This is a genomic window from Nocardiopsis sp. TNDT3 (assembly GCF_003427465.1).
GTDB classification, from domain to species: domain Bacteria; phylum Actinomycetota; class Actinomycetes; order Streptosporangiales; family Streptosporangiaceae; genus Nocardiopsis; species Nocardiopsis dassonvillei.
Map to the genome: position 1 here is coordinate 1 of NZ_QPFC01001456.1, position 2,899 is coordinate 2,899.

Here is a 2,899-nt window from a genome sequence, read left to right on the forward strand (position 1 = left end):
GACCCGCGCACGAGTGGAAGGCAGTCCGTTGACCATCCCCCGACGCCGCCGCACCGGTGCCCTCGTCCTCGCCGGTGCGCTCGCCCTCGTGCTCCTGGCCGGGGGAACCGCCTACTGGACGGCCGCGCGCACCGACGACGGCGGCACCGGCACACCGACAGGGGGACCCGTGAGCGAACCGCACCGCATCATGCTGGCGGGAGACTCGATGACCCAGGGCGCCAACGGCGACCGGACCTGGCGCTACCACCTGTGGAACCACCTCTCCCCGCACGTGGAGGAGTTGGACTTCGTCGGCCCCTACAGCGACCCCGCGAGCCGCGACATGATCCTGCCGGTCCCCACCGCCGAGGACGAGGCGACGCCGAGCCCGGACGGCGACCCCGCCGAGGACTACCGGGAGGACGGCGCCGACGGGACCGCTCCCGAGCCGGGCCCCTCCGCTCCCGGTGAGCGGATACCGCAGGACGGTGCCGTCTGGCCCGGCGCGGACGGCGACCCGGACACCGCCGAGTACCGGGACCCCGACTTCGACCAGGACCACAACGCCCTGTGGGGCCGCACCCTGCGCGACGCCTCCTCCTCCATCCGGGAGGACGTCCGCGTCCACCGCCCGGACGTGCTGTGCGTCATGCTCGGCGTGAACGACCTGCTGTGGCCGGTCACGATGGAGGAGATGGAGTACCGGCTGCGCGGCTACGTGGAGGCGGCGCGCGAGGCCAACCCGCACCTGCGCGTCGTGCTCGCCGAGACCGTGCCCATCGCCCTGGCCGAGTCCGACGAGGGCTTCGCCCTGCGCGTGTACGCCTACAACGTCCTGATCCGCGAGGTCGCCGCCGACATGTCCACGGAGCGCTCGCCGGTGATCAGCCTGGACGTGGCGGGCGGCGAGGACTGGGACCCGGCAGCCGACACCTACGACGGCACCCACCCCAACGCGCGCGGGGAGGTCAAGATCGCCGCGGCCTTCGCCGACGCCCTCGCGGAGGGCTACGGGATCGGGCGCCCCTACCCGCGCCCGCTCCCCACGGCCTCCGCGGGGGAGTGAGGCGGGGCGCCGGGCCCGCCCCGGCCCGTTTTCCGGACGGGGGCGGTTCCGTGCGCGCGGCGGGGACCAGCGGGTTCCCCCGGGCCCCCGTCCGGCGCGGATACCCTGGGCGCGTGACTGAGACTTCGATTCGTACCCGCTTCGCCCCGTCCCCCACGGGCATGTTCCACGTCGGCGGCGCGCGCTCCGCGCTGTTCAACTGGGCGCTGGCACAGCAGCGGCCCGAGGGCCGCATGGTGCTGCGCGTCGAGGACACCGACGCCGCACGCAACCGCCCCGAGTGGACCGAGGGCATCATCCGCGCGCTGGCCTGGCTGGGCATCGGCGAGGAGGACCCGCACTTCGAGGGCCCCTACTTCCAGTCGGAGTACGCGGACAAGCACCGCGAGACCGCGCAGGAGCTGTACAAGAACGGCCGCGCCTACTACTGCGACTGCACCCGCGAGCAGGTGCAGGAGCGGCGCGACAACCCCAACCTGGGCTACGACGGCTTCTGCCGGGACCGGAACCTGGCGCCCGGCCCGGGCCGGGCGCTGCGCTTCCGCGTGCCCGAGGGCGGCCCCACCGTCGTGGACGACCGGATCCGCGGCCGCGTGGAGTTCGAGCACTCCGCCATCGAGGACTTCGTGATCGCCCGCGCCGACGGCTCGCCGCTGTTCGTACTGGCCAACGTCGTCGACGACGTCGAGATGCGCATCACCCACGTCGTCCGCGGCGAGGAGCACCTGTCCAACACCCCCAAGCAGCAGTTGCTGTGGGAGGCGCTGGGGCTGACCCCGCCGGTGTGGGCGCACCTGCCGGTCATCGTCAACGAACAGCGCAAGAAGCTCTCCAAGCGCCGGGACAAGGTCGCCCTGGAGTCCTACCAGGAGGAGGGCTACCTGCCGGAGGCGATGGTCAACTACCTCATGCTGCTGGGCTGGGCGCCGGGCGACGACCGCGAGATCATGCCGTGGTCGCAGATGCAGCCGCTGTTCCGGGTGGAGGACGTCAACAGCTCCAGCGCCTTCTTCGACGAGAAGAAGCTGCGCGCCTTCAACGGCGAGTACATCCGCGAGCTCTCCGCCGAGGAGTTCGTCGAGCGCTGCCAGCCGTGGCTGACCGGCGACGCGGCCCCGTGGGACCCGGCCGACTACGACCCGGCGGTCTTCGCCGCCGTCGCCCCGCTCGCGCAGAGCCGCGTGGCGGTACTCAGCGAGATCGTGCCGAACGTGGACTTCCTCTTCCTGCGCGAGCCCGTGGAGGACGAGAAGAGCTGGGCCAAGGCCATGAAGCCGGGCGTGGGGCGGGAGATGCTCCAGGCCGCCCTGGCGCGCTTCGCCGACCCGGAGCTGCCGTGGGCCGCCGAGGACCTCAAGGCCGCCACCGAGGAGGTGGGCGCCTCTCTGGGCCTGAAGCTGGGCAAGGCGCAGGCCCCCGTGCGCGTCGCGGTCACCGGCCGCACCGTCGGCCTGCCGCTGTTCGAGTCGCTGGAGCTGCTCGGCCGCGAGCGCGTCCAGGAGCGGCTGACCGCGGCCCTGGCGAAGCTGGACGCACAGGACGGCCCCGCCGGCTCCTGAGGCGGACGGGGGTGGTCGGAGCCACAGCCCGGCCGCCCCGATTCCGGTTCGCGACCACTCCGAATGTCCGCTAGAGTTGTCCACGTCGCCGAGGGGGACGGGGAAGCGAAAGCGGACCGGGTCCTCCCAGAGCACTGGGGTATGGTGTAATCGGCAGCACGACTGATTCTGGTTCAGTTAGTCTAGGTTCGAGTCCTGGTACCCCAGCGCAGGTCAGCGTTGAGGCGCTGACCGCGCGGGTCGCAGACCCGAAAGCGCGCCCCCGTCGTCTAGTGGCCTAGGACGCCGCCCT

The 2,899-nt window shown here is 72.5% G+C and carries 2 protein-coding genes and 1 tRNA gene; all 3 read left to right on the forward strand.

Annotated elements, in window-relative coordinates; all coding sequences use genetic code 11:
• The first annotated feature begins 28 nt into the window (after positions 1–28).
• The 3 genes from DQW06_RS28795 to DQW06_RS28805 all read left to right on the forward strand — a co-directional run bounded on the left by DQW06_RS28795 (position 29) and on the right by DQW06_RS28805 (position 2,814).
• Positions 29–1,048: a GDSL-type esterase/lipase family protein gene (locus DQW06_RS28795; protein ID WP_117199655.1), complete on the forward strand. Its 1,020-nt coding sequence runs from the start codon at positions 29–31 to the stop codon at positions 1,046–1,048.
• Between the two features lie 113 nt (positions 1,049–1,161).
• Complete coding sequence (gene gltX / locus DQW06_RS28800) at positions 1,162–2,607, forward strand: glutamate--tRNA ligase (protein ID WP_013151238.1); 1,446 nt, start codon at positions 1,162–1,164, stop codon at positions 2,605–2,607.
• A 135-nt stretch (positions 2,608–2,742) separates the two neighbouring features.
• A tRNA-Gln gene (locus tag DQW06_RS28805) sits at positions 2,743–2,814 on the forward strand.
• The last annotated feature ends 85 nt before the right edge of the window (positions 2,815–2,899 follow it).